Here is a 24,589-nt window from a genome sequence, read left to right on the forward strand (position 1 = left end):
AAATTAATCAACCCTATTTAACGCCTGCGGTATTTAAAATAGAGGTAAATTCGTTAATTGATTGACACTTTTCTAATAATTTTATTTGCTCATCATTTTGAAATAAGCCAATAAGGTTTTGTAAATTTTCAATTTGCTCATGTGGCTGCTTCATTGCTAGCATAAAAATGAATTTGACTGGGATTTGTTCTTTATCATCAGTCATACCAGAAAAAATGATTGGATTTTTTAGGGATGCAAAGCAAATTTGTGACTGATTAACTTTTGAAGAATCAGTGTGTGGTATGGCAAAACCGACGGAATTAATTAATAATCCTGTTGGATATTGTTTTTCTCTTTGCAAAATTCCATCTAAATAGTCTTGTTTAACAATTCCATGTGAAAATAACATTTGTGCCATTGTTGTTAAGATCTCTTCTTTAGTTTTTGCCTCAATATTGAATAGGCATAAATGCTGATCAAAGTACATTCTTGATTCCTCTTTGATTGTCCAAAAATAGTTTAAGTTGTTTAAAGTTTGTGAGATTTTTTAAGGATGAAATTGCCTGTTTATTCGAGACTATTTCATAAATTTCAGTGAAAACGTCATTAATACTATTAATATTGTTCTCCGAAAGACTAACCATGATAATGATGCTGACATCAATCATGCCCCATTTGATCGGTTGTTTTAATGTCATGATTGATATGCTTGATTTGATAACAAACATTGGTGAACCATGAGGTAAAGCGATCCCGTTTTCAATCGAGGTATCACCGATTTCTTCACGATATAACACTGAATCACGATAGTTTTTAGTTACAAATCCTTTCTCTTCAAGCTTACTTATCAGTAAGTTAAGGCATTCATTTTTGTGTTGAATATCAACGTTTAATTCAATTAAATCGGCTTTAACGAATTTAGCTGTTGTTGGATAGTAATTGTCTAAAAAATCGGGTTGTTTATTAAGAACATAGTTGGCGTAAGCTTGGATAATATTTTGGTAATCTTGATTGTTTAATAATGATGATATTTTGACAATTGGTTTATTAATGTTGTTGATATCAAGTGTAGTGATGATTAAATCGACATTACTAAGTTTGGTCGAATTTAATTTTGAAACAGAATAGACTTCGATATTATCTTTCGACGGTAAAAGTTTTCGTACTTTATTTAAAATTAAGTTTGATGATGAGCACCCATATTGGCAAATAATGACAATATTATTTGCATCCGCGGCTTTATCTAAAGCTATTTGAAAATGAATCAATAAAAATGAGATTTCATGATCATTTAAATGGATGTCAAATTTACGTTCTAAGTCTGAAAGTGCATACCATAACACACTAAATAATTTAGAATATTCTTGTTTTATCTCGTCTAATATTGGATTTATAATACGGATTTTCTTTTGTAAACGAGTAATCATCGATGGAAAATGTGACAATAAAGAGTTAAACAATTTACTATCACCCGTTAAATCTACATTCTCAATATCACCAATTTTTTTTATGATCCTGAAGATAATTTGTTCATAAAAACTGTCATCAACAATGATATTTTCATCAATGATTCGATGAGCAAAAAACAGTTTGCTTAAATATTTAATATCATTGGTTGGAAACGCCACATGAAAAGTTGACTCAAGTGTTTTTGCCAATTCCGAGGCAATTAAGTAGGATTGCATATATCGAATATGATTAAATAAAAAATCATTTTCTTCAGGAATTGAATATCCCAAACACAATCTCTTAAGTTGTATGGTAATTGATATCAGTAGCGAAGATAGATAATGCTCAGTAGATTGTGCAACGACCGATTCAAAACGTTCAAACAGTAATCGATTTATCTGTTTAAACGAATCATCCCCTATAAAGGATTTCATCAATTGATTTAGATAATAGTCATCTTGTTTGTGAATATATAAGGAGAGAAAATGTTTAATCGCTCGTTGTATTTGATTTTCATTACCGTCAACATGAATTCCTTTGTGAGTGACGGTTAATACGATATTTTCTTGTTCAAGCGCACGATTAATAAATTCGATATCTTTGTGTAATGATGTTTTACTGACTAAATAGTCAAAAGATAATTGCTCAAGTGATACGTTTTCACTATTTAATAAACATCGTTTAACAATATCTAAGCGACGGTATTCAGGACTTAATCGCCGTGATTTTTTATTAAAATAACTGTGACTATTTTTTTGTTCTAAATAATTAATTATTGTTTCAATATCCGTTTTTTGACCTAATAAAATTAATCCTTTACGAGGTGACTTTTCGATTCGAATATCCATATTCGGTATCGTTTTTAAACGTTCGTTTAGTTTTTCAATATCGCAATATACGGTTTTAGTTGAAATTAATAATTTTGAACTAAAAAAAGCAGCCGGTTTAAATTCTGACTGGCTAAAAAGTAGTTTAAGTAATTTGATCTGTCTTTCCATTACTCAACTCCTTTTTCTATATGTAATACCTTCATGATGATTTAAAGTATAGTTAGATAAATAAATAAGACGATTACATTTTTTTCCAGATTAATCTGGAATCAAATGTGATAATAACCAATGTTGAAAAGTCTGATTGCGTGAATAACAATCTTAAAATGGGGTATTTTTCTTAATCTAGATGATTATAAAGGTCTTAATAATGAGGTAATACATTTAGTCATTTGACATGAAATTACTATTTTATATTTCTTTTTAATGAATAAATTAAGAATGATGATTATTTGGATGATTCATTTCAGATAGTAAAGCATATCTTTAATATTTTCATCCTATTAAATAGCTGAGTTTATTTTTTTAAAAGAGATAAATGTTTGTAATAACTTATATTATAAGTTAATTCAATAATAATGGTTTGATGCTTTTAATAGTTTGCTTTTATCTCAATAAAAAGTCTATTTTTCGCAATAAACCATTATTAAATAATCTTTTGTGCTCAATCATTTATTTTGCTAATACGCGTTCAACCGTATCGACAATAGCTTGAGTTTGTGAATCAATTTCGATATTAACACTATCCCCTACTTTTTTGGTATCAAGAGTAGTAATCGATAAGGTTTCTGGGATCAGGTGAATGTTAAAATGGTTATCTTTAACCTCACCAACGGTTAAACTTGCGCCGTCTATACCAATAAAGCCTTTATATAGCACATATTTCATAAATTTTTCTGGCATAGCTAAGGTCATTTGACAGTTGGTAGCTGTTTTTTGGATATCGATAATGGTTGCAGTACAAGAGACATGTCCAGACATTACATGCCCACCTATTTCATCACCATATTTAGCACTTCGTTCAATATTAACAAAGTCGTTTTGCTTCTTATTGCCGAGAGTAGTTAAAGCAAGGGTTTCTTGCATAATGTCAAAGGTTACGCAGTCATTTTCAATTCCGGTTACAGTTAAGCAACAGCCATCATTTGCTATTGATGCCCCGATTTCAATATTATTTGTTAAGTTGTGTGGAAGTTTGACTTTATAGGTTCTTAATTTGTCCTGATCTGTGATACAAATAATCTGACCAACACCTTGTACGATTCCTGTAAACATTATCATAACCTTTATATTTAATCATTTAGCTAAATATTTTAGCGCAAACCAGTAAAAAATAATAACGATTGAAATCGAATATTTAATATATTTAATAAATGAATGATTTTATCTTCAAAAAGATATCCAATTGGATGCTCTACTGATATGATCAGGTTTAATTTATGATTTAAAGGTTGCCCATTTATGTTGAAACTTATTTTAGCTATTTCAATCGGTTCAGTTTTCGGAGGATTGCTTCGCTGGTTCTTATCGTTAAAATTAAATGTCATTGCTTTTGCTATTCCTTTAGGTACATTATTTTCTAATTTGATCGCTGGTTATATTATTGGTTTTGCAATTGCTTTTTTTAATCATGCAAATCTTTCTACTGAGTGGCGATTGCTGATAATTACAGGTTTTTGTGGTGGGTTATCTACTTTTTCAACATTTTCGGCTGAAATTGTTAATTTTCTTCAAGAAGGTCGTATTGGTTGGGGATTAGCGACCATTGCTGTTCATGTTACTGGCTCAGTTTTAATGACATTTTTAGGCTTTTTTACCTATCAATTTTTTCGTTCATGAAGGTATATTAACCCAAAACAATATAAAAAATGATCACAAATAGTATTTACAACCTCAAATTACTGTATTAATATACACTGTATATGCAAACAGTATCGAGGTTTTTATGCTTATTGAACATTCTTCACCACAACTTATGGCTATCAATTTTGAAACCCCCTTTCAACAGGTGTTACAACAACAGCGACCTTTATTACGTTCATTTAATAAAGAGAAAAAATGGCAATTATGGCTATCAGATCGTCCGATGCTGAAACGTTCATGGGTGAATACTGCTGGACTAGATAAAGAAAAAGTTGTTCATTTAGCTAATTTGAATAATGAAAATTTAGTATCTACTATTGAGAAAGCATTACAAAGTAAAACCTGTAGTTATGTAGTTGCATGTGTTAATGATCTTAATGAGCAAGATAAACTGCGTTTACAACAAGCTGTTTTAACCAGCAATACCTGTTTGTTTTTAGTTCACGATGAACAAAACCAACAACCAATTCAATACCATTAAAAAAATATCTGTTTCTAAAATTTATAGTTATAAAAGAAAGACACTGTCTAATATGACAGTGTTTTGAATAATTTTTCTTTTTAAAAACTTAGAAAGGAATAGGAAAAAAACACGTTAAGTGTTAGCATCATTTTTCGCTTGATTAATGATAGCGTTAGCTATCCATTGAGAAAGCGATATAATATATGAATCATCTAAATTCCAAACATCTTTTAAAACCGTTATTTGCGAACCACAGATGATTGATATGGTATAAATGACTTTATTATATTGCTCTTCACTAAGCTGTGATTGTAACGGTTGTAATAATTTCGAAATTACCTCTTTACGATTTTCCCGTACTCGTTTTGTTGTATTAGGTGCTGATTTAGAACGCTCATTAGCCCATTGTTGCAAAGATAATCGCATCGTCGCTCTTATAGCACCTTCATGTTTTATCATTTCAGTATAAGCAAACGATATGAATTCATTAACTCTTTGGCTTATATTTTGTTCTTCTGTATGCCATTGTAAAATAGGATCAAGTGAACGATTAACCACTGCCGATATCAGATCATTTTGTGTTGGAAAATAGCGATAAGCAGTCGATCTTGAGATTCCTGATTTATCTGCTAACTCAGTAATCGTAGGTTCAATTCCATTTTCTAATGAGTCCAAAGCAATCTCTAATAGTCGCTCATAATTCTTTTTTTTAAGACTTGTAAAGTTGTTCAAAGAACTAGTTTCAAATTTGTTCATAACAGTGTTTTTTGACTTATATTAATTTTACTCCATTTCTTTCATTTTAAATAATAAATTATTAATTGTGAAATATTTTAAAAAAATGAGACTAAAGTCTCATTTTTGATATATAATGTTACCCAATAAAATTTGAATGTTTAGAAACATAATTTAGGCAAACAAATTTAAATACCAATTCTATTCGACACCAACAATAAGTAAGTAATACCGGTGCGACATTAGTCGCACCGCTATTTTATCGCAATTAATAGTACTAATTCATATTGATAAGAAGAACTTTAATATTTTAATGTTCCTTTACTATTGATTGTTAACTGTGAGACAATCTCACATGCAGTATCCTATGTTTCAAATAAGTAATAGATATATAAGATTTTTATTATTTTGTTAACTTAATATAGGAAACACACAATGAAAGAATATCAAACTGATGTAGCTGCTTTCGTATTACGAATTGCTTTAGGTATGATGTTTTTAGCTCATGGTTTTACAAAGTTACTTGTTCTAACACCAGAAGGTACCGCAGAGTATTTTCACACTCTTGGTTTTCCTGGGTTCTTTTCTTATATTGTAATCGTTTTTGAAATTGGTGGCGGTGCATTGTTGCTATTAGGTATTCTAACTCGCGCTGTTGCATTAATTGCCTTTTTTCAACTAGCAATAATAACTATTGTGCATTGGGCTAATGGTTGGTCATTTACTAATCCAGGTGGTGGTTGGGAATATCCAGCATTTATGTCTTTAACTGCTTTTAGTCTTTCATTGCTTGGAACCGGCAGATTTAGTGTTCTATCTGGTAAAAAATATCCACAAATTATCGAGTCATAATATGTTAAATTTCTAGGAAAGGTAAAAATGATTACCTTTCCTCTAATTTTGATTTATCGCTTAAATAAATAGTTCAATCTAGTTTTAATAATGGCTTAGTTTTCCTATCGATATTGTTTATTACTCTTCCCTATCTTAACATTCAGATAATTATATTTTATTTAAACCAGTTATGTTTATATGATCTATTTTATTAAACATATTACGCTACAATTTTTTGATTGTTTATTTATTAATAATAAGAAAACTATAATCTGTATATTCTGGGTAAATTTATCTAAGCATTGAAAGCTTTATCTGAAATCAATCCTTAAAATATAAACTAACATCAATCGGCAAGTAATTTGAAACTATTTAACTAAAGTCTCAATCCACCATATCTTGCTTGTCACTTAGACTCTCAATAAAATCTTCAACTACTAAAGCGGCTTTTTGAGCGCCTTCTAAATATTTATCAATGAACTCTTGGTTGTAAATGGGTTCCTCTCCATAATTGGCTTTATTATCATGATTAATAAATTCATAGTGAAGTGATACTTTAAAATCCCCTTTATATTCATAAATATAATGACATGCTAAATCCTTATCAATTGAACATTTAATTACTAATGGTTCAGATTGAATAGGTAACCAATTTGGTTGGGGAACAATTAGAATATTATTATTTTTAAATCTATACAGAACTATATTATTGTCAAATTGACTACTCTCTATAAATTTATTATAACAATAATCGCAGTTTTCTTTACTTTTTGCATACTCTAAGTTTTCTTGAAATATTTTAAATGAACTGTCATCAGAGCTATTCTTATTAGTTCTAAAAAAATCAATATCTAAATTGTTAAATTGTAAATTTTCATTTTTTATATTATTGCAATAAGCAGTTAATGCTTTGGATGTTGGATGAAGGCAAATATCACTCGAGTCAATTCTAATATCACTAATTTTATCAATTTTATGAGCTGTATCATTAGAAAACTTCTCGCAAAATTTTCTTTCTGAAACATTAGCACTATTATATCCTTCAATAACCCAAAATGGTGAATATTTAGAATTCGGATAAATACGTAAGATTGCATCTTTGGACAGTTCAACTAAACGTCCATTTTTTTTACACTCGCTACTTGGTCTATTTTCTAAATACTTAGTCACGCCAGGTACTATGATTAAATAAGTCGGCCAAAAGAAAGTACAAAATAATGGTAATAATATATAACTCAATAGAGAAGCCAATTTATGTCTTGAACCAAAATATTTTTTCGTTTCTGATTGGCAAAAACGAATGATAAGCGGAAAAACAATAGCTGAAAGAAAAAATACAAAAAACTCTAAATTAGCATTGATTGAAATATAAATAGCTAAAGCCAAAATTATAGTTGCAAGAATTGCTCTAATAATTCGATTCATTCTTGCAAAGATAACTATGAACGACAGAACATAAAAGAAATAAAAAATTGGCAACAAGAATAATAATATAATAACCTCTCTTGCTACATGATGCCCTCCAACGGATTGAAACATGTATATACCTCTAACAGAATAATTAATATCAAATTATTTTGATATCAGCTAGTATTATCACAGATAAATATTAATGTCAAAAATAAGAATTTTTATTTCAATTATTAAAGTTTAAGATAGTATTTCAGTTATTCACTTCATTAAATTTTTTGTATAAACGATTCACACTTCATTACTGTTGCAAACTTCATTAATGCAGACATAAAACTATCATGAACTACTTGAGAAGCAATTATATTGCCATTAAAGCTAAGATCACGAGTAGTACAAGCATCATGAATCAAAATTGGTTGATAATTTAGTTCAAATGCACAACGAGTGGTGGAATCAACACACATGTGACTCATCATTCCACAAATCACTAATTGTGATATACCTAATTGCTCTAACTTCTGTTGTAAATGAGTTTGGTAAAAGCTATTTGGATATGCTTTTTGAACAATAAATTCATTATGCTCTTCAAGAGGAAGTAATTTAGAATGTAACTGACTTCCGTAGCTATTTTTTACAAAAAAAGCGGCATTAACATCTTGATTAATGTGCTGTATATAAATAATCGGCAATTGCTTTTGACGGAAATAATTTTGTAACTTTAAAATATATTTCAACGTCTGTTCGGTATTATTTAATGGGTATTTTCCCTCAGGGAAATAATCATTTTGCACATCAATAATTATTAATGCTTGCGTCATTTTGCTCTCCTTTATAATGTTTTATGTTATTATTCTGCAGGTATTAACTTTTAAATAACATAGTAAATTGAAGGAATTAACAGCAGTTCGCTTTCAAAATGAAAATATGGATAAAAAAGATCGCGCTATATTAAATGAGTTAAAAGAAAATAGTCGTCAATCTTGGCGAGAGATTGGAGAGAAGGTATTCTTGTCAAGCCAAGCAGTTGGTCAACGTGTGCAAGAGTTATTAAATAATCATATTATCGAAAAATTCACCATTAAAGAGCAAAAATCTCAATTACAATTTATTACTATTTATATGAATTCAAATCAATTTGAATCGTTTGAAAAGTTAGTAAAATCTTTTGATGAGGTTTCCGAATTTTACAAAATTACTGGTGATGGTTGTTATATGATTGTCTGCCACTTTGAAAATAATAGTCTAGAGAACTTCTTAAATAAAATTGCTGATTATAGTCGTTATAAAGTCAGCCATAAGTTAAAACAAATCTTATAATTAATCGTAAAAATAAATGATTAAATATTTATATTTGATAAGTCATTATGGTTAATAATAATCGCTTGCTTACAATTTATTTCAATAAATTAACAAAAAGATATTGCTCATTAATCGTTTCTGTTATATTTTGTACAACAGTTAAATTTAAAGGTTTTAATTTTTATGAATTGTTTTTGTATGACTAAACACCATCATCACCATCATTCCTGAATAGTCTTCGGGCGATTGGTGCTGGAAGACAAATGGTCTTCCGGTGATTTCGCAAAAGCAAATAGAGAACCCTCGGAAGATCAAACTTCCGAGGGTTTTTTGTTTGTGGTTAATAATTTTATTTAGGGAGAATAACATGTTGGATAATTCACGTTTACGTATAGCAATGCAAAAATCAGGACGTTTAAGTGATGAGTCAAAAAAATTACTAGCTCAGTGTGGTATCAAAATTAATCTACAAGAGCAACGTCTAATTGCTTTCGCTGAAAATATGCCAATTGATATTTTACGCGTTCGTGATGACGATATACCAGGCCTTGTGATTGATGGCGTAGTTGATATTGGTATTGTGGGCGAAAATGTTTTAGAAGAAGAAGTTCTAGATAGGCAAGCTGAAGGTTATAATCCACAATATAAAAAATTACGTAGACTTGATTTTGGAGGATGTCGTTTATCTATTGCCGCCCCTCGTGACTTTAACTATACAGGTCCTGAGTGCTTAAATAATTTGCGTGTAGCAACAACTTATCCTCACCTACTCCGCCGTTATCTCTCTCAATATAATGTAAGTTTTAAAACTTGTTTGCTTAATGGTTCTGTTGAAGTGGCTCCTCGAGCTGGTTTAGCTGATGTAATTTGTGATTTGGTATCAAGTGGTGCAACTCTTGAGGCCAATGGTTTACAAGAAATAGAAGTCATTTATAAATCTAAAGCATGCTTAATTCAACGTGAAGGTGAAATGTCCTGCACTAAACAAGCCCTAATCGATAAAGTGATGACTCGAATTCAAGGTGTAATTCAAGCTCGTGAATCTAAATATATTATGCTTCACGCTCCAACAGCAGTTTTAGATCAAGTTGTTTCGCTATTACCTGGTGCAGAAAATCCAACTATTTTACCATTAACCGGTGAACAAAATCGGGTAGCATTACACATGGTTAGCACTGAGTCATTATTCTGGGAAACCATGGAAAAACTAAAAGCATTAGGTGCTAGTTCAATCCTTGTATTACCAATTGAAAAAATGATGGAGTAATCAAATGAAGCTTTCTTATTGGCAAAATTGTTCTAAAGAACAGCAAGCAGAATTATTAACTCGCCCGGCAATTGCTGCCTCAGATTCTATTAGCCAAGTGGTTAAAGATATTTTGACACAGGTTAAACAAAATGGTGACCAAGCCCTCAAAGCATTGAGTAGTAAATATGATAAAACTCAAACCAATCAAATTAAATTAACTGAAGATGAGATAAAAACAGCAACTAGTCGTGTCAAATCGGATTTAAAACAGGCAATGCAATTGGCTGTAAGCAATATTGAAAAATTTCATCAGGCACAAGTAAGACAGACCATAACAGTTGAAACTATGCCTGGTATCAAATGCCAGTCAGTCACTAGACCTATTGATTCTGTTGGTCTCTATATACCAGGAGGTTCTGCTCCTTTATTATCAACTGTTTTAATGCTCGCTATTCCAGCTAAAATTGCTGGTTGTCGTAAAGTGATTTTATGCTCACCTCCCCCAATTGCTGATGAAATTTTGTATGCAGCTGAACTTTGCGGTGTAACAGAAATCTATCAACTAGGTGGGGCACAAGCGATTGCTGCAATGGCATTAGGTACCGAGTCAGTTCCAAAAGTCGATAAAATATTTGGCCCGGGTAATGCTTATGTTACTGAAGCCAAACGTCAAGTAAGCCAACGTCTTGATGGTGCAGCTATTGATATGCCAGCAGGCCCTTCTGAAGTATTGGTCATCGCCGATAGTTCTGCTAATCCATCTTTTATAGCTGCTGATTTACTTTCTCAAGCTGAACATGGACCGGATTCACAAGTGGTACTACTTACTCCTGATGAGAAGATTGCACAGGAAGTTTCGATTGAGGTTGATAAACAACTTATGCAACTATCGCGCCAAGATATTGCTGAAAAAGCGTTGAAAGAAAGCCGACTTATTGTAACCAACGATTTAGAAGAATGTGTAGATATCAGCAACCGTTATGGGCCTGAGCATTTAATTATTCAAACTAAAAATGCGGATCAACTGGTTGATAAAATTAATAGTGCCGGTTCAATATTTATCGGTGATTGGTCACCAGAATCTGCTGGCGATTATGCATCAGGTACAAATCATGTATTGCCTACTTATGGTTATACTTCAACTTATTCAAGCCTCGGGTTACCAGATTTTCAAAAACGGATGACTGTACAAAAATTAACGCCTGATGGATTGAAAGCAATAGGTATTGCAGTTGAGTTAATGGCGCAAGCTGAACAATTGACCGCCCACAAAAATGCGGTAACGATTCGTTTAGCTAAACTTAACGCTGATAATAAATAATAGGTGAATAAAATGGATACTAATCAATTAGTCAGAAAAAACGTACAAAAGTTGACACCTTATCAATCAGCTAGGCGTATTGGTGGAAAAGGTGACGTGTGGTTAAATGCCAATGAATACCCTGTTGCTCCCAATTATCAGTTAACAGAGCAAACTTTAAACCGTTATCCAGAAGCACAGCCTGAACATGTTATAAATGGTTATGCGCAGTATGCAGGAGTTCGACCTGATCAAGTGATAGTTAGCCGCGGTGCTGACGAAGCGATAGAACTGTTAATGCGTGCTTTTTGTGAACCTGATACAGATGCAATACTTTACTGTCCACCAACTTATGGTATGTATCAAGTCAGTGCTGAAACTTTAGGAATAAAAACTAAAACTGTACCGACCAAATCAGATTGGCAACTTGATCTTGAAGGAATTAAGCAAAATATTGATAGTGTTAAATTAATCTATGTTTGTTCACCAAATAATCCCACTGGTAATTTAATCAATCAAGATGATATTAAAACATTACTTAATATAGCCGAAAATCGAGCGCTAGTTGTGATTGATGAGGCTTATATTGAGTTTTCACCTAATTCAACGGTAGTCAGTTGGCTTAAAGACTTTCCTCACTTAGTGATTTTACGCACCTTATCAAAAGCATTTGCACTTGCCGGTTTACGTTGTGGATTTACTTTAGCTAATAAACCGGTAATCGACGCGTTACAAAAAGTGATCGCTCCATATCCATTGGCTACACCTGTCGCTGACATTGCCACTCAGGCATTGAGTAAAGATGGTATTAATACGATGAGATTGCATGTCATCAATCTGAATAACCAAAAAGAAAAGCTGGCTAAGCATCTTTCAGCGCTGCCTATAGTCGAAAAAGTTTATCCTAGTGAATCAAATTATTTATGTGTTAAATTTCAGAGTAATAAGGATGTATTTCATAAACTTTGGAATGAAGGCATTATATTGCGTGACCAAAGTAAATCAATTGGTCAAAATGGTTTTGTTCGAATTTCGATTGGTACTCAAGCTGAATGTGAAGCAGTAATAACAGCACTTAAAGCCATATTATAGGAGCAAGTATGTTACAAAAATATTTATTTATCGATCGTGATGGAACATTAATTGTTGAACCTCCTATCGATTTTCAAGTTGATAGTTTCGAAAAACTTGAATTTGAACCTAATGTGATACCCGCATTACTTAAATTACAAGCTGCTGGTTATAAATTAGTTATGGTGACCAATCAAGATGGTTTAGGCACCAGCAGCTATCCACAAGCCAAATTTGATGGCCCTCATAACTTAATGATGCAAATATTTGAATCACAAGGCGTCAGATTTGAAGAAGTTTTAATTTGTCCACATTTTCCTGAGGACAATTGTGAGTGCCGTAAACCTAAACTAAAACTGGTGCTTCCTTATTTAATGAATGGCAACTTAGACAAACAAAATAGCTATGTAATTGGTGACAGGGTCACTGATATCCAGCTTGCAGAAAATATGCAAATAAAAGGGTTACGTTATGATCCAGTGAATCTTAATTGGAACGAAATAGCTCAACGTTTAACCACAGCAGATCGTTATGCAAAAATCGAAAGAAACACCAAAGAGACTAAGATTTTAGTTGAGGTTTGGTTAGATAGACAAGGTGGTAGCCAAATTAATACAGGTATTGGTTTTTTTGACCATATGCTCGATCAAATTGCTACTCATGGTGGCATTAAACTCAATATCCAAGTTGAAGGTGATCTTCATGTTGATGATCATCACACCATTGAAGATACTGGCCTTGCTTTAGGTGAAGCGCTAAAACAAGCTCTTGGAGATAAACGTGGAATCACACGCTATGCATCAGTTATTCCAATGGATGAATGTTTAGCAAAATGTGCAATAGATATTTCTGGTCGCCCTTACCTTGTATTTTCGGCACAATTTAGTGATCCTAAAGTTGGAGATATGAGTACACAAATGGTAGAACATTTCTTCTACTCTTTAACTTATGCTATGGGGATCACCTTACATATTGAAACATCGGGAAATAATGATCATCATAGAATCGAGAGCTTATTTAAAGCGTTTGCTCGAACACTTAAACAAGCAATTAAAATTGAAAGTGATAGATTACCTAGTTCGAAAGGAGTGCTATAGATGAAAATTGTCATTCTCGATACAGGCTGTGCAAATCTTTCATCAGTAAAATACGCAATACAACGACTAGGCTATAATCCAATTATTAGTCTTGAACCTGATATTGTGCTTGAGTCGGATAAACTCTTTTTACCGGGTGTGGGTTCCGCATCTGCAGCAATGAAAAAGTTAAAAGAACGGAATTTAATCGAGCTGATAAAAGTTTGCACCCAACCTGTATTAGGCATCTGCCTTGGTATGCAACTTTTGGCCGATTATAGTAATGAAGGGCATGTCCATACGTTAGGTATCATTCACGAAAAAGTCTCTGAAATTCCTGATTGTGGACTACCACTACCGCATATGGGGTGGAATCAAGTTAACCCTAAAGCTGGCCACCATTTATTCCGAGATATTCCAAATGGTGCTTATTTTTACTTTGTACATGGATACGCCTTACCATTATGCTCATCAACTATCGCAGAAACCAATTACGGCGAAAGCTTTACAGCTGCCGTACAAAAAGACAACTTTTACGGTGTGCAATTTCATCCAGAGCGTTCTGGCTCAGCCGGTGCAAAATTACTAAAGAACTTTTTGGAGATGTAAAAATGGCAGTTTACCCTATTATTATTCCTGCTCTTGATTTAATTGATGGCACTGTGGTTCGATTACATCAGGGTGATTATGAACAAAAACGTGATTATGGTAATGATCCTTTAGCTCGATTACAAGACTATCAGAGGCAAGGAGCTAAATTACTACATTTAGTTGATTTAACAGGTGCTAAAGATCCAAAAGCTCGACAAATCGCATTAATTAAAACACTGATTAATGGTGTCCAAGTTCCAGTACAAGTTGGAGGAGGAATTCGCAGTGAAGATGATGTTAAAGCGCTTCTCTCTGCTGGTGCAACACGAGTTGTTATCGGTTCAACTGCAATTAAAGATCCCAAATTAGTAAAAAAATGGTTTGAAAATTATGGACCTGAATCTTTGGTATTAGCATTGGATGTCCGTATTGACAAATATGGCAATAAAAATGTCGCTATTCATGGCTGGCAAGAAGATTCTAAGCAAACTTTAGAACAAATAATTGAGGATTACTTACCTTATGGCTTAAAACATGTCCTTTGTACTGACATTTCAAAAGATGGTACATTAACTGGTTCTAACATAAGCTTATATCAAGAAATTAGTAAAAAATACCCAACTATTGATTTTCAAGCTTCTGGTGGAATCGGACAGTTGAACGATGTAAAAGACTTAAAAGACAGTGGTGTTGCTGGTGTCATTGTGGGTCGGGCATTACTAGAAGGTAAATTTACAGTTCAGGAGGCAATTTCATGTTGGCAAAAAGGATAATACCTTGCTTGGACGTTCGTAATGGTCAAGTTGTTAAAGGCGTGCAATTCCGTAATCACGAAATCATTGGTGATATTGTACCATTAGCTAAACGCTATGCGGAAGAAGGTGCAGATGAACTGGTTTTCTATGATATCACTGCTTCATCTGATGGGCGTGTGGTTGATAAAAGTTGGGTGGCTAAAGTTGCTCAAGTTATTGACATACCCTTTTGTGTTGCTGGTGGTATAAAAACAGTTGAAGATGCTGGGCAGATTTTAACTTATGGGGCAGATAAAATTTCAATCAACTCCCCGGCATTAGCTAATCCAAACTTGATTACTCAATTAGCTGATTGCTTTGGTGTGCAATGTATCGTTGTTGGAATCGATACTTGGTATGATAAAGATTCAGATAGTTATCATGTTTATCAATTTACTGGTGATGAAAAACGTACTGTAGCCACCAAATGGAATACAATTGATTGGGTTCAAGAGGTCCAAAAGCGAGGTGCCGGTGAAATTGTATTGAATATGATGAACCAAGATGGTGTTCGTAATGGTTATGATCTTAAGCAACTTAAAACGATTAGAGAAGTTTGCCAAGTACCACTGATTGCTTCTGGCGGTGCGGGTACTATGGAGCATTTTTTACAAGCTTTTAAAGAAACTAATGTTGATGGTGCTTTAGCGGCTTCAGTCTTTCATAAACAAATTATTAATATTGGCGAACTTAAACAATATTTAGCTCAACATGGAGTAGAAATACGATTATGTTAACTCAACATTCCCAAATACAGATAGATACAAAATCACTTGATTGGCAAAAAATCGATAATTTAATGCCAGTTATTATTCAGCATTATATTTCTGGTGAAGTGCTCATGCTGGGGTATATGAATCAGGAAGCTTTAGCTCAAACCCTAAATAGCGGAAAAGTAACGTTTTATTCTCGGACTAAACAACGCTTATGGACCAAAGGCGAAACCTCCGGTAACTTTTTAAATGTCGTTAATATCTCAACCGATTGTGATAACGATACGCTGTTAATTTTAGTCAATCCGATTGGACCAACTTGTCATACTGGAGCAAACAGCTGCTTTAAGAATTCTAAAACTGAATGGGGCTTTCTATACGATTTAGAACAATTACTTGGCTCTCGTAAGCAAGCTGATCCTAACACCTCTTATACTGCAAAACTCTATCATGATGGCACTAAGCGTATTGCTCAGAAAGTCGGAGAAGAAGGTGTAGAAACCGCCCTTGCTGCAACTGTAAAAGATAAAGAAGAATTGAAAAATGAATCGGCAGATTTGATTTACCATCTATTAGTCTTACTACAGGATCAAAATCTATCACTCCAAGATGTGATTGGCATTTTAAAAGCTAGACATAAATAATATTATGAAGAAACCAAGCGAGGCACAATCTTTGAGCTTGGTTTCTTAAAATACATTTCAAAATGACCTATCGGTTTATCTAACAGGTAATTTAACTCCATTAAACATAGCTTGCACTGCTACATTGTTTTCACAAATACTAATTTTGTCTATAGTTTGTCTATTTAAATGTGGAGAAAATTGACTAATAAAATCATACATATAATTACGCAAGAACAGAGATCGTGCGAAGACGATATAAGTTGTACTGTAAGGGAATATATGGCCGGCATTTAGCACCACAAATTCACAATCTGAACTTTCATCAACCGCCATTTTAGCCACAATGCCAACACCAACACCTAATTTGACATAGGTTTTAATCAAATCAGCATCAGTAGTGCTAAATACAATATTTGGGACTTGATTAGCTTTAATAAATGCCTGATTAAGATCGGAACCATCATTAGAAAAATCATAACTAACTAATGGATATTTAGATAGCTCATCAATTGTAACTAAACTGCTTTTAGCTAAAGGATGATCTTTCATGACAATGACAGCTTGGTTCCAATGATAACAAGGTAATGCAATCATATCATCACTAAGATCTGATAAATCGGTCACGATAGCAAAATCAGCTTGTCCATTTTGTACTTGCATCAGGCATTGAGGAGATGACCCTTGTTCCATATGAAGAGTGATACTCGGGTACTGTTGCATAAATTGTTGGATGACAAGAGGTAAAGTATAACGAGCTTGAGTATAAGTGGTTGTTATCGTTAATGAGCCTTGATTTGGTTGACTAAACTCTTTAGCTAAAATTTTAATATCTTGTGCTTTATTTAAAATATCACGGGCTAAAGCTATAATCTGCTCACCAACTGGTGTAACTTCTGAAAGATGTTTACCTACACGGGTAAAGATTTGTACATTTAGCTCATCTTCCAATAATTTAATCTGCTTACTTATTCCAGGTTGAGAGGTATAAAGTTTTTCAGAGGTAAGCGATACATTGAGATCATTATTAACAACCTCAACAATATAACGCAGCTGTTGCAACTTCATGACAAAGGCTCCTTTAACTATATACCTTTCCCTTTTCTCAAAAAAAACTTGAGGAAAGGGGTTTTTTAAGGTAATTCCCTTCACACTTTACCACAAAAACGGCTTTTATATTAAATAGCTACTTAACCTGAGCTATTCTTTATAAAATGATTAAGTGTTATTACCTATTTTTTACTATTAACCCATTTACCATGAACATATTGCATGACCCAACCAGTAGATTTGCCGTTAACTTCAGAAGTAACATACTGTTCTTTATTCTTTCGGCTATAACGAACAATACTTGGATTACCATTTGGATCATGGCTTGGTGCTTCAGTTAAATAAATAAATTTTTCTGGTAAACGATATTTAAAGCGTTGTAACTCTTCAACTAATGGTGCACGAGTTTCCCGTGATTTTGGGAAATTATGCGCTGCTAAAAATATACCTGATGCGCCATCTCTAAGGACAAAATGTGCATCTGATTTAGTACATTGTAATTCAGGCAAATCAACTGGATCTTCTTTAGGAGGAGCCACATCACCATTTTTCAAGATTTTACGTGTATTTTTACACTCTTGATTAGTACAGCCCATATAGAGTCCAAAACGACCTGATTTAAGGTGCATTTCTGATCCACATTTTTCACATTCGATAATGGGCCCATCATAACTTTTTACTTTAAATGTACCCTTTTCAACCAAAGAACCATCACAAATAGGATTATTACCACAAATATGTAGCTTACGCTCATTATCAAGCAGATAGCTATCCATAGCGGTATGACATTTAGGGCAACGTTTAAGTGCTCTTAAAGCGTTGGTTTCAGCTGTTTCAGCTTCTTCCAAAATGTTTAAGGTTTCATGTTCTGGAATTAAGTTAATTGTCTGCTTACAACGCTCTTTTGGCGGTAATGCATAACCAGAACAAGCTAAAAACACGCCGGTTCCTGCAGTTTTAATCCCCATTTCACGACCACAATTAGGACATTTAATTTCTGGTGTTAAAACTAAAGGATTTAATTGCATTCCACCATGATCTGGATCTTGTTCAGCGATTTCAAGATGCTGGCTAAAATCTTCAAAAAATTGATCTAAAACTTCGCGCCATTCTTGTTTTTTATTAGCGATCTCATCAAGTGCATGTTCCATACGAGCGGTAAAATCATAACTCATAAGATCATTAAAATTTTCACTTAATCTATCGGTAACAATTTCACCAATTTTTTCTGCGTAAAAACGACGATTATCTAATCGTACATATCCACGATCTTGAATAGTTGAAATGATCGTTGCATAAGTAGAAGGACGACCAATTTCTCGTTTTTCCAACTCTTTTACTAAAGAAGCTTCATTGTAACGAGCAGGTGGTTTAGTAAAATGTTGATCGGGATTTAAGCTAAGTAACTCTAAAATATCGTTGACAGATACAGCGGGTAACATTTTATCTTCATTGTTTTTACTCAACTGAGATTGTACTTTTGTCCAACCATCAAAACGTAAAGTACGACCTTTTGCTTTTAAAGTAAAATCCCCAGCTTTAACAGTAACAGTAATTGAGTTATATTCAGCTGATGTCATTTGACAAGCAACAAATTGACGCCAAATTAGTTGATACAACTTAACTGCATCAACTTCAACATCACTCAGACTTGTAGCTTGTATATTAACATCAGAAGGACGAATAGCTTCGTGCGCTTCTTGTGAGTTTTTCTTACTGGTATAAACATTCGGTGATTTTGGTAGATATTTATCACCATAATTTTCACCAATATAATCTCGGACCATCGTTAATGCGTCTTGACTCAAATTTGTAGAGTCGGTACGCATATAAGTAATATAACCTGCCTCGTATAAACGCTGTGCTAACATCATTGTCTTTTTCACCCCGAAGCCAAGGCGAGTACTTGCAGCTTGTTGTAAAGTCGACGTAATAAATGGCGCAGTTGGATTACTTTTAGTTGGCTTTTCTTCAATATTGGTTACTTGATATTGTTTATTATTTAGCTCTGCTAAAGCAATATCAATAGCAACCCGATCTTTCGGTTCAAACGCATCATCTTTATAATGCGTAACTTGCATAGTTAGTTTTTCTTGATTAGCTGTTTTTAAGTCAGCATAGAGCTCCCAATATTCTTCAGGAATAAAGGCATGGATTTCACGTTCACGTTCAACAACTAATCGTACCGCAACGGATTGGACTCGACCAGCTGACAACCCTCTTGCTACTTTTTTCCAAAGTAATGGCGACACCATAAAACCAACTACGCGGTCCATAAATCGGCGTGCCTGCTGAGCATTAACACGATCCATATCAAGCATAGCAGGATGCTTAAACGCATTTTGAATCGCAGTTTTAGTGATTTCATTAAATACAACACGTCGATATTTATCATCATCACCACCAATAACATCTTTTAGATGCCACGCGATGGCTTCCCCTTCTCTATCCAAGTCGGTTGCGAGATAAATCATATCCGCATCTTTGGCTAACTTTTTAAGCTCATCAACTACCCGCTCTTTACCGGGTAAAATTTCATAATGAGCCTTCCAACCATTATAAGGATCGACACTCATACGATCGACTAAGATCTGCTTTTCAGATCGTTTTACTTTCTTCTCGGCTTTATCTTTACTGGTTTTTTCATTGCGGTGGATACTACCACTAACTGGAAGATCTCGAATATGCCCCACGCTTGATTTAACCACGAAATCTTTGCCAAGGTATTTATTAATTGTTTTTGCTTTTGCTGGTGATTCCACAATAACAAGGGATTTTCCCATAATTAAACCTATTTATCCTGTAGTTTAAGTTATTTACTGTCTAAATTAACATCAAGTAATGACAGTAAATCATCTTTAATTGTCGACACTTTACTTGCATACTGCTCTTTTTGCTCTGCATCTTCAATTAATTGTGTAATTGTTTGTGACAACGTACATCCCCGGCGTTTAGCTAAATTAGCTAATCTTTGCCAGACTAGAAATTCTAAATCAATAGACTTTTTACGTGTATTTTGCTGCTCGGCATTAAAATGTCGTTTTCGTCGCGCCCGAATGGTTTGCTTCATGCGGTTATCTAAATCGGGATTTAAATGCTGCTTAATCCAATCAACGACGGCTGTCGGTTTGTGTTCTAATAACAATAGTTCATTTACGGCTTGTTGAGCTGCACTCTTTTCAACATAACGAGTGATAGGCTCCCCTTCTAAATGTCTTTTTACTAAATAGTGCCACTTCCAACCGCATTCAAGGTTTTCTAATTGTTGATATTTCATAAGCTCACCTTGTGACGCTGTAACTAAATATGTTAGTTGTAGCATAATCTTGACACACAATAAAGAAAATTATTGCATTTGACAAATTTTTTATAAATCTGCTATCGTTCGCCTATCATTTTGAACTTCTACTTAAGGAATTACAAATAATGGCAAAAGCCGATGTTATTTATATTAATGGTTACATTTACACTGCTGACGAGCATGATACCGTTTGTGAAGCGCTTGCAATTAAAAATGGCTATATTGTTGCAACTGGTACCACACAAGAGATAAATAACTCCCAATATGTTGATAATTGTACAATAATTCATGATCTACTAGGTAAAACAATGATGCCTGGCATAATTGATGCTCATCTACATACTTTTTGGGGCGGTATGCAATTATCATCATGTAATTTAAATTATCAAAGTTTAACTGTTGATACTACCTTAGCCATTATTCAAGAATATTTAGATAATGATTCCGCAGACAATAGTAAAAATTGGTTACAAGTTCGTGGCTGGTTGCGCCAAGAAGTGTTACCAATCGGAACCGACATTACCCGCTTTGATCTTGATAAACTTAATACCACGCGCCCCGTAATTCTGTTTTCAAATGATTGTCATACGCTTGTTGCAAATAGCATTGCTTTAGAAAAATTTGGACTTGACCGTAATACGCCAGAGCCTTCTGATGGAAAAATTGGACGCACTGAAGATGGCGAATTAAACGGTATATTAGAAGATGCCCCTGCTATGCGCGCATTTGACAGCATTTCTAAAATTACCGATGAACAAGCAGTAAACATAGCTAAATTATCACAAACTGAATTAAATAAGCAAGGTGTAACGTCAGTTATGGATGCACGCATCACTGAAACACAAGCCGATGCATTTCTAAAATTACAACAACAAGATCAGCTCTCAATACGTTTATTTGGTGCACGTGAATTACCACCTGATGATGTCGGTTCTATTGAAGATATTCCTGCTGTTATTGATCGCGTTAAACAATTTGCTAAGCGTTATGATGATAAAAACTGGCAACCTAAGCCAGGTATAAAAGTATCGCATACCAAATTATTTGTCGATGGAGTGATGCAAGCACCATTAATGACAGCTCGCTTACTAAAACCTTATCAGTTAGAAAATGAAAAAGATCGCCTTGGTGATCTATATTATTCAACAGAGATGTTAGATGCATTAATACTCGAATCATCTAAAGCTGGATTTCATCCTCACATGCATACTGTTGGCGAAGGAGCAATTGAAGTTGTTCTTAACGCGATTGAAAAAATGCGAAAAACACTACCAGATGCGGATATTCGTCCAAGTACTGCACATAATGAACTCAGTGCAATGCATCAATTTGCTCGTTATAAACAATTGAAAACCAGTGTAGTATTTTCATTCCAATGGGCTGGCTGTAGCTCAGCAATGGTAGAACAATACGAAACCTTATTTGGTGCCGAACGCTATAATGGTTTAGAAGCCCACGGTCAGTATATAGATGCTGGAGTCACTTGTGCGTTTGGTAGCGATTGGCCAATTGATCCACTTAATGAATGGTATGATTTCCAAATCGCCATGACCAGACAAATTGATGCACAGCACCCTCGTTTAAATAGCGACCGCAATTTAACAGCGACCGAAGTCCTACGCTGTGCAACAATTGGCGCCGCTTATGTGTTAAAACAAGATGATTATATAGGCTCTATCGAAAAAGGAAAATTTGCAGATTTAATTATTTTAGATCGTAATCCATTTACCATTCCAGCAACGGATATTCAAAATGTCAAAGTATTAACGACGATTGTTGGAGGGAAAACAGTTTATCAACACGCCTAATAATCGTTAAAAAATTTATTACCCCGCCTATTAGTCGGGGTAATTTTTCAATGATTAATCAGCATCAACAATAACATCGCCTTCCACTGCTGGTTTTCGAGAAAAATGTAAAATCGCAGCAATAATAAATGCTCCGATAAACATATCAATGACATACCATAATGCACCTTTGGTTACACCACCTAACGCAACTAAACCACCAAATGCAACTAATGAATCAATACCATTAATCATGCCTAGCATTCCCGCAACTGCTGTACCAACAACGATCGCAATAATAACGCGTTTTGGATCTTTAGCCGCAAATGGAATCGCCCCTTCTGTAATACCAGCTAGCGATAAAAAGAACGCAGTAATACCAAACTCTTTTTCTTCCTTAGTATATTTAGAGCGAGACACAATCAAAGAAGAAATAGCCAATCCTAAAGGAGGAATTGCACAGCACATACGAAATACACCATTAGGACCGTAAACACCTTCTGCCATAGCTGCTAATGTAAAGGCTGTAGCTGCTTTACTACATGGTCCGCCCATATCTAGCGCTGCAAGAACACCAATACCTATACCTAAAAATGCTGCGTTAACTTCAGACATGCCTTTTAAAGTTTCGACCATCGCTTTTACAAACCAATCAAGCGGATATGACAAGCCATAAATATAAATAGGAGCCATAACTAATAAGGTCACAGTTGGAATAATCATAACAGGCATAACAGAGGCAATAACTGGATGGACTTTAACTGTTTTAAACCATTTTACAAAATAACCAATTAAAACACCGAAAATCATAGCACCAATAAAGCCTGTACTTACATGATTAGCACCAATTGGATTATTTACTACATATCCCATAATAAATGCTGGAGCTAAGGCGGCATTACCACCAATCGAATAAGCCATATATGCCGCAAGCACAGGTACCATCATTGCAAAGCCATAAAACGCAACTTGCTGTAAATCGGCAAAGAATTGATTACTTGGTAAAATAGTGTCACCAGTTACATGACCAGTCATTAACACTATTGAAAAAAGAATACCTGAAGCAATAATAACTGGTAAAAATTTACTGATACCGGTATTTAATGACCTAAATATTTCTTTTCCAATACTCTCCTTAACTTCTTTTTTAGATGATAGTGCTTCAGCATTGTTAAAAATATTAACCGTGTTTTTAACCGCTTCACCGGTGCTGACCTTAATCACATTTTTAAAAGGTTCTAACCTTTCAGCATTATCAATAGAAATATCTGTTGCTAACAAAATTACATCGGCACTTTTTAAATCTTGTTCTGTTAATACATTATCAATCCCTGCTGCGCCTTGTGTTTCGACCTTACAATCCCATCCTCGTTTTTTAGCTTCATTTTCAATTTTTTGTTTAGCAATATAAGTATGAGCCATACCCGCTGTACAGGCACATATGGCCACAATTTTTTTATTTTTTAGCGATTCTTTACTCATATAAACCTCGGATTAATTTTGCTACAGTTTGAATATCACTATTTAAAAGTTCTTCAATAAAATCATCATCAGCCAAATTAGATGCCAATTTAGCAATTATTGTCAAATGCTCTTTATCCGCATTTTCTGGAGCGCCAATCATTACTACTAACTTAACTTTATTTTCATTATTCCAAATTATTCCTGGATTATACTTACCTACCACAATAAATGGTGTTTTTACTGCGCTACTTTTAGCATGAGGCAAAGCAATATCTGTTAGTACATCTGTATCCATTTCTTTTTCATGATTCATAACATCTTGGAAAAATTGTGTGACATTGTTTAAATACTCGTTACTGTTTTCTGCCATTAATTTGATCACTAATGATTTATCTTGAGCAAGATTATCAGTTAGTTCGACGGGAATAACCGGAATTAAAGCCATAAATAAGTCCTCTTGATAATTATTTAGTATAAAATTTTAGTAAAATAAAGATATACAAAACAAATATATAACGTTCATTTTTTATTGACACTTAATTTTTTGATTAAATAATTTGATCTAGATCACAAATATGAAATATATAGAATTTATTAATGATTAAAATAATCATTAAATTCAATAGCAAATTCTTACACTGAATAAAACTAGTTGGTAAAGTTAACTGCTGAGCAGCAACCAATTATTGCGTTATAAAAGAA

General features: G+C 33.7%; 24 protein-coding genes and 1 other annotated feature. Of the genes, 13 read left to right on the plus strand and 11 right to left on the minus strand.

The genetic code is table 11. From position 1 onward, the window contains the following. Positions 1-13 precede the first annotated feature (13 nt). The 3 genes from A9G07_RS08860 to A9G07_RS08870 form a co-directional block, all read right to left on the minus strand. On the minus strand, positions 14-469 hold the full coding sequence (locus A9G07_RS08860; RefSeq protein ID WP_065563460.1) for a PTS sugar transporter subunit IIA: 456 nt from the start codon (positions 467-469) through the stop codon (positions 14-16). Continuing rightward, entirely contained in the window at positions 459-2,429 is a 1,971-nt protein-coding gene (locus A9G07_RS08865) for a BglG family transcription antiterminator (RefSeq protein ID WP_065734865.1), read from the minus strand. The genes A9G07_RS08860 and A9G07_RS08865 overlap by 11 nt, the downstream gene beginning before the upstream one ends. 504 nt (positions 2,430-2,933) lie before the next feature. Then, a complete protein-coding gene (locus A9G07_RS08870) occupies positions 2,934-3,536 on the minus strand; it encodes a riboflavin synthase (RefSeq protein ID WP_065734866.1) in 603 nt (200 codons plus the stop codon). Between the two features lie 186 nt (positions 3,537-3,722). Here A9G07_RS08870 and crcB point away from each other — a divergent pair, with 186 nt between their 5' ends. Both crcB and A9G07_RS08880 read left to right on the plus strand, forming a co-directional pair. Beyond that, on the plus strand, positions 3,723-4,100 hold the full coding sequence (gene crcB, locus A9G07_RS08875) for a fluoride efflux transporter CrcB (protein WP_065734867.1): 378 nt from the start codon (positions 3,723-3,725) through the stop codon (positions 4,098-4,100). Positions 4,101-4,206: 106 nt separating this feature from the next. Continuing rightward, on the plus strand, positions 4,207-4,605 hold the full coding sequence (locus A9G07_RS08880) for a cell division inhibitor SulA (RefSeq protein ID WP_065734868.1): 399 nt from the start codon (positions 4,207-4,209) through the stop codon (positions 4,603-4,605). Between the two features lie 114 nt (positions 4,606-4,719). On the opposite strand, the gene A9G07_RS08885 is transcribed toward A9G07_RS08880, so the two are convergent. Continuing rightward, entirely contained in the window at positions 4,720-5,343 is a 624-nt protein-coding gene (locus A9G07_RS08885) for a TetR/AcrR family transcriptional regulator (protein WP_065734869.1), read from the minus strand. A 414-nt stretch (positions 5,344-5,757) separates the two neighbouring features. Between A9G07_RS08885 and A9G07_RS08890 the strand changes: the two genes are divergently transcribed. Next, positions 5,758-6,174: a DoxX family protein gene (locus A9G07_RS08890; RefSeq protein WP_065734870.1), complete on the plus strand. Its 417-nt coding sequence runs from the start codon at positions 5,758-5,760 to the stop codon at positions 6,172-6,174. A gap of 366 nt (positions 6,175-6,540) precedes the next feature. On the opposite strand, the gene A9G07_RS08895 is transcribed toward A9G07_RS08890, so the two are convergent. Beyond that, positions 6,541-7,695: a hypothetical protein gene (locus A9G07_RS08895; RefSeq protein WP_065734871.1), complete on the minus strand. Its 1,155-nt coding sequence runs from the start codon at positions 7,693-7,695 to the stop codon at positions 6,541-6,543. 140 nt (positions 7,696-7,835) lie between these two features. Beyond that, positions 7,836-8,387: a cysteine hydrolase family protein gene (locus tag A9G07_RS08900; RefSeq protein WP_065734872.1), complete on the minus strand. Its 552-nt coding sequence runs from the start codon at positions 8,385-8,387 to the stop codon at positions 7,836-7,838. A gap of 106 nt (positions 8,388-8,493) precedes the next feature. Between A9G07_RS08900 and A9G07_RS08905 the strand changes: the two genes are divergently transcribed. The 9 genes from A9G07_RS08905 to hisIE all read left to right on the plus strand — a co-directional run bounded on the left by A9G07_RS08905 (position 8,494) and on the right by hisIE (position 16,306). Continuing rightward, positions 8,494-8,886: an Lrp/AsnC family transcriptional regulator gene (locus A9G07_RS08905; RefSeq protein ID WP_065563469.1), complete on the plus strand. Its 393-nt coding sequence runs from the start codon at positions 8,494-8,496 to the stop codon at positions 8,884-8,886. A gap of 191 nt (positions 8,887-9,077) precedes the next feature. Further along, positions 9,078-9,203 (plus strand) — a sequence feature (His leader region). A gap of 32 nt (positions 9,204-9,235) precedes the next feature. Next, the gene (gene hisG / locus A9G07_RS08910) at positions 9,236-10,135 is read left to right on the plus strand and encodes an ATP phosphoribosyltransferase (protein ID WP_065563470.1); all 900 of its coding nucleotides are present in this window, start codon (positions 9,236-9,238) and stop codon (positions 10,133-10,135) included. 4 nt (positions 10,136-10,139) lie between these two features. Continuing rightward, positions 10,140-11,438, plus strand: a complete 1,299-nt coding sequence (hisD, locus tag A9G07_RS08915; RefSeq protein ID WP_065734873.1) for a histidinol dehydrogenase — start codon at positions 10,140-10,142, stop codon at positions 11,436-11,438. A gap of 12 nt (positions 11,439-11,450) precedes the next feature. Then, entirely contained in the window at positions 11,451-12,509 is a 1,059-nt protein-coding gene (gene hisC / locus A9G07_RS08920; protein WP_065734874.1) for a histidinol-phosphate transaminase, read from the plus strand. 8 nt (positions 12,510-12,517) lie between these two features. Continuing rightward, positions 12,518-13,585, plus strand: a complete 1,068-nt coding sequence (hisB, locus tag A9G07_RS08925) for a bifunctional histidinol-phosphatase/imidazoleglycerol-phosphate dehydratase HisB (RefSeq protein ID WP_065734875.1) — start codon at positions 12,518-12,520, stop codon at positions 13,583-13,585. Further along, positions 13,586-14,173, plus strand: coding sequence for an imidazole glycerol phosphate synthase subunit HisH (gene hisH, locus A9G07_RS08930; RefSeq protein ID WP_065563474.1), 588 nt, complete (start codon positions 13,586-13,588; stop codon positions 14,171-14,173). Between the two features lie 17 nt (positions 14,174-14,190). After that, entirely contained in the window at positions 14,191-14,928 is a 738-nt protein-coding gene (hisA, locus tag A9G07_RS08935; protein WP_065734905.1) for a 1-(5-phosphoribosyl)-5-[(5-phosphoribosylamino)methylideneamino]imidazole-4-carboxamide isomerase, read from the plus strand. Then, entirely contained in the window at positions 14,910-15,686 is a 777-nt protein-coding gene (gene hisF / locus A9G07_RS08940; RefSeq protein ID WP_065734876.1) for an imidazole glycerol phosphate synthase subunit HisF, read from the plus strand. The genes hisA and hisF overlap by 19 nt, the downstream gene beginning before the upstream one ends. Then, complete coding sequence (gene hisIE / locus A9G07_RS08945; RefSeq protein WP_065734877.1) at positions 15,680-16,306, plus strand: bifunctional phosphoribosyl-AMP cyclohydrolase/phosphoribosyl-ATP diphosphatase HisIE; 627 nt, start codon at positions 15,680-15,682, stop codon at positions 16,304-16,306. Before hisF ends, hisIE begins: the two co-directional genes overlap by 7 nt. Before the next feature lie 75 nt (positions 16,307-16,381). On the opposite strand, the gene cysB is transcribed toward hisIE, so the two are convergent. From cysB to matP, 3 genes are all read right to left on the minus strand, one after another. Continuing rightward, the gene (cysB, locus tag A9G07_RS08950; protein ID WP_065734878.1) at positions 16,382-17,353 is read right to left on the minus strand and encodes an HTH-type transcriptional regulator CysB; all 972 of its coding nucleotides are present in this window, start codon (positions 17,351-17,353) and stop codon (positions 16,382-16,384) included. Positions 17,354-17,517: 164 nt separating this feature from the next. Next, a complete protein-coding gene (topA, locus tag A9G07_RS08955; protein ID WP_065734879.1) occupies positions 17,518-20,118 on the minus strand; it encodes a type I DNA topoisomerase in 2,601 nt (866 codons plus the stop codon). 29 nt (positions 20,119-20,147) lie between these two features. Continuing rightward, on the minus strand, positions 20,148-20,612 hold the full coding sequence (gene matP / locus A9G07_RS08960; RefSeq protein ID WP_065563479.1) for a macrodomain Ter protein MatP: 465 nt from the start codon (positions 20,610-20,612) through the stop codon (positions 20,148-20,150). Between the two features lie 149 nt (positions 20,613-20,761). Between matP and A9G07_RS08965 the strand changes: the two genes are divergently transcribed. Further along, the gene (locus A9G07_RS08965) at positions 20,762-22,444 is read left to right on the plus strand and encodes an amidohydrolase (RefSeq protein WP_065734880.1); all 1,683 of its coding nucleotides are present in this window, start codon (positions 20,762-20,764) and stop codon (positions 22,442-22,444) included. A gap of 54 nt (positions 22,445-22,498) precedes the next feature. Here the strand turns inward: A9G07_RS08965 and A9G07_RS08970 are convergent, their stop codons facing one another. Further along, positions 22,499-23,905 (minus strand): PTS fructose transporter subunit IIC, encoded by a 1,407-nt coding sequence (locus tag A9G07_RS08970; RefSeq protein WP_065563481.1) that lies wholly within the window; start codon positions 23,903-23,905, stop codon positions 22,499-22,501. Further along, the gene (locus A9G07_RS08975) at positions 23,898-24,332 is read right to left on the minus strand and encodes a PTS sugar transporter subunit IIA (RefSeq protein ID WP_065734881.1); all 435 of its coding nucleotides are present in this window, start codon (positions 24,330-24,332) and stop codon (positions 23,898-23,900) included. The genes A9G07_RS08970 and A9G07_RS08975 overlap by 8 nt, the downstream gene beginning before the upstream one ends. Positions 24,333-24,589: the final 257 nt, after the last annotated feature.

Source organism: Gilliamella sp. wkB72, assembly GCF_001693745.1.
In the GTDB taxonomy this organism is placed as follows: domain Bacteria; phylum Pseudomonadota; class Gammaproteobacteria; order Enterobacterales; family Orbaceae; genus Gilliamella; species Gilliamella apicola_E.